Consider the following 3,543-nt stretch of genomic DNA (forward strand, 5'->3'; position numbering starts at 1 on the left):
TTTTTCATTTCTGGCACGTTCCTTGATAACAGTCAGGCACCCACCGGGCGATTCCGCCTCCCGGGCACCCTAACTCAATCCGCAAGGAGCACCTCCCATGGCAACACCAGCGTACATGTCGGTCACCGGCGAAAAACAAGGCCTGATCACTGCCGGCGCCTTCACCGCCGACTCCGTGGGCAACACCTACCAGGAAGGTCACGAAGACCAGGTCATGGTTCAGGCGTTCAGCCACGACGTGATCATCCCGCGTGACCCGCAGTCCGGCCAGCCAACCGGCCAGCGCGTCCACAAGCCAGTGATCATCACCAAGGTCTACGACAAGGCTTCGCCTCTGCTGCAAGCGGCCCTGACCTCCGGCGAGCGCATGAGCGAAATCGTCATCCAGTGGTACCGCACTTCGGCCCAAGGCACCCAAGAGCACTACTACACCACCAAACTGGAAGACGCGATCATCGTCGCCATCAACAACAAGATGCACAACTGCCAGGATCCGGGCAACTCGCACTTCACCCACCTGGAAGAAGTGCAGTTCACCTACCGCAAGATCACCTGGACCCACGAAGTATCCGGTACTTCGGGTTCCGATGACTGGCGTGCTCCAGTCGTTTAATCACGGCTGACCGTTACACGCATCGACCAGCCCTGCTGGTCGATGTTGTTTACGCACCTCCAGAATTTCGCGTGCGTCGGATCGCTTGACGAAGACCGACGGGCGCCGCTGCAGCACGAGGAACAAGGGATGTTCGCGCCGGCCAACGAAACACATTTTGCCCTGACCATCGAAGGCCTGTCCGCCGACTTCCAGGTGTTCGCCCTGCAAGGCCGCGAAGCCGTCAGCGAGCCGTTCGCCTTCCAGGTGGAACTGGTCAGTGAGCAGCCGTCGCTGGACCTCGAGACCCTGCTGCACAAACCGGCCTTCCTGCAGCTGTCGCCCGACGGCAGCGGCATCCACGGCCTGATCTACCGCGCCGCGCAAGGCGACTCCGGCAAGCGCCTGACCCGCTACTCCGTGACCCTGCGCCCGCAGCTGGCGTACCTCGCGCACCGGGTCAACCAGCGCATCTTCCAGAACCTCAGCGTGCCGAAGATCATCGGCCAGGTGCTGGAGGAACACGGCATCCAGGCCAACGCCTACGCCTTCAAGACCGGTTCGGTCTACCCCGAGCGGACCTACTGCGTGCAGTACGACGAGTCGGACCTGCACTTCATCCAGCGCCTGTGCGAGGAGGAAGGCATCCACTTCCACTTCCAGCACAGCGCCACGGCCCACAAGCTGGTGTTCGGCGACGACCAGACGGTGTTCCCGAAGCTGGCGCCCGTGGCCTACCAGCAAGACTCCGGCATGGTCGCCAGCGACCCGGTGGTCAAGCGCTTCGACCTGCGCCTGGAGACCCGCACCAGCCGCACCACCCGCCGCGACTACGACTTCGAGAAGCCGCGCCTGACCCTCGAGAGCGAGAACCGCGGCGACGCCCTGCCCGACCTCGAGGACTACGACTACCCGGGCCGCTTCATCGACCGCGAGCGCGGCAAGCACCTGGCCAAGCGCGCCCTGGAGCGCCACCGCAGCGACTTCCGCCTCGCCGAGGGCAAGAGCGACCAGCCGCGCCTGGTCAGCGGCCACTTCCTGGCCCTGACGGCGCACCCCAAGGCGCAGTGGAACGACCTCTGGCTGCTCACCGAGATCCTCCACGAAGGCAAGCAGCCGCAGGTGCTGGAGGAGTCGGTGACCAGCGACACCACGGCGCTCAAGGACGACTTCCACCAGGGCTACCGCAACCGCTTCCAGGCCACCCCGTGGGACGTGCCCAACCGCCCGCCCCTGCGCCACCCGAAGCCGCGCATCCTCGGCAGCCAGAGCGCCGTGGTCACAGGCCCCAAGGGCGAGGAGATCCACTGCGACCCGTACGGCCGCGTCAAGGTGCAGTTCCACTGGGACCGCGAAGGCCAGGCCGACGACAAGACCACCTGCTGGCTGCGCGTCTCCTCGGCGTGGGCCGGCGCCCAGTACGGCGGCATCGCCATCCCGCGCATCGGCATGGAGGTGCTGGTCACCTTCCTTGAGGGCGACCCCGACCAGCCCTTGGTCAGCGGCTGCCTGTACCACAAGGAGAACACCGTCCCCTACGCCCTGCCGGCCAACAAGACCCGCAGCACCTTCAAGACCCTCAGCTCCCTGGGCGGAGGCGGCTTCAACGAGCTGCGCATCGAGGACAAGAAGGGCCAGGAGCAGATCTTCCTGCACGCCCAGCGCGACTGGGACGAGAACGTCGAGCACGACCAGAAGATCCGCGTCGGCAACGAGCGCCACGACACCGTCGAGAAGAACAGCTACAGCGAGTTCAAGGCCGAGGAGCACCACACCGTCTACCAGGACCGCAAGGTCGAGGCCCGGGCCGACGACCACCTGACCGTGGGCGTCAACCAGCACATCAAGATCGGCACCGGCCAGTTCATCGACGCCGGCCAGGAGATCCACCTGAGCAGCGGCCTGAAGGTCGTGCTCGAGGCCGGCAGCGAGCTGACCCTGGTCGGCGGCGGCAGCTTCATCAAGATCGACGGCGGCGGCGTGACCCTGAGCGGGCCGGCGATCAACGTCAACTCCGGCGGCGGCCCGGGCAGCGGCACCGGCGCCGCCCCGCTGATGCCCGGCGCGCTGAAGCAGGCCGACGCCGACAAGGCCGGCGCCGTGCTCACCCCGGCGCAGGTCAACACCCTCAAGCGCAACGCGCCGTTCTGCGAAGAATGCGAAAAATGCAAGGCAGGTGCCTGTGCCCTCTGACCGACTGACACCCCGCGACTGGCTGGCCCGCCAGCCCCTGCAGAGCGGCGAACGCCTGTACCTGGTCATCAGCGCCGCCAGCGACGCCGACGGCCTGAAGACCCTGTACATGAGCGAACCCGCCACCCAGCTCGTGCCGATCTGGAACGACACCCCCTACGCCAGCTGGAAACCGGTGATGCCCTACGTCACCGAACTCAAGCCCGACTCCCCGTTCCTGCCCTGGATCGCCGACACCGACGCCCTCGACTGGGGCTGGCTGGCCGTCTCCCGCAGCGAACCGGACGAAGTCTTCGAACACCTGCGCAGCCTCACCCAAGTGAAGATGCCGGACGGGACCGAGGTGTTCTTCCGCTTCTGGGACGGCCGGCACATCCACCCGATCCTCAAGGGGCTGGGTGAAGCGGCCGGGGAACTGCTGCCGGTGTTCGAACGCTACCTGATCAACGGCCAGAGCCTGGAGGTCGGGCCGCGGGTGGTGAGGAAAGCGAAGGACTGGCCGTGGTGGGAGGTGCCGAAGGGGTTGTTGGATGGGCTGGCCAAGGACAATCCGACCACGCTGATCAGCAACCTCATGCAATGGCTGGAGGAGGAACGCCCGGACCTCTACACCGCCTGGCCCGAGAACAACCTGAAACACAAGATCGCCCGTTTCGTACGTCGCCCGGATGCTCCGGACAACCTTAAAGAAGCACTGTTAAACCACCTGATTCTGGAGCAAGGCTGATGATCGCAAAGGAACGCATTGAGTTCATTGA

Annotated in this window: 3 protein-coding genes; all 3 read left to right on the forward strand. The window is 65.4% G+C overall.

Annotated features, from left to right (window positions below; genetic code table 11):
• Nucleotides 1–97: 97 nt before the first annotated feature.
• The 3 genes from CAG29_RS27950 (at nucleotide 98) to CAG29_RS27960 (ending at nucleotide 3,512) form a co-directional block, all read left to right on the forward strand.
• On the forward strand, nucleotides 98–613 hold the full coding sequence (locus CAG29_RS27950) for an Hcp family type VI secretion system effector (RefSeq protein WP_003226246.1): 516 nt from the start codon (nucleotides 98–100) through the stop codon (nucleotides 611–613).
• 129 nt (nucleotides 614–742) lie between these two features.
• The gene (tssI, locus tag CAG29_RS27955; RefSeq protein ID WP_085658718.1) at nucleotides 743–2,785 is read left to right on the forward strand and encodes a type VI secretion system tip protein TssI/VgrG; all 2,043 of its coding nucleotides are present in this window, start codon (nucleotides 743–745) and stop codon (nucleotides 2,783–2,785) included.
• Nucleotides 2,775–3,512, forward strand: a complete 738-nt coding sequence (locus CAG29_RS27960) for a DUF4123 domain-containing protein (RefSeq protein WP_085695456.1) — start codon at nucleotides 2,775–2,777, stop codon at nucleotides 3,510–3,512. The genes tssI and CAG29_RS27960 overlap by 11 nt, the downstream gene beginning before the upstream one ends.
• Nucleotides 3,513–3,543: the final 31 nt, after the last annotated feature.

It is taken from the genome of Pseudomonas sp. B7(2017) (assembly GCF_002112745.1).
In the GTDB taxonomy this organism is placed as follows: domain Bacteria; phylum Pseudomonadota; class Gammaproteobacteria; order Pseudomonadales; family Pseudomonadaceae; genus Aquipseudomonas; species Aquipseudomonas ekonensis.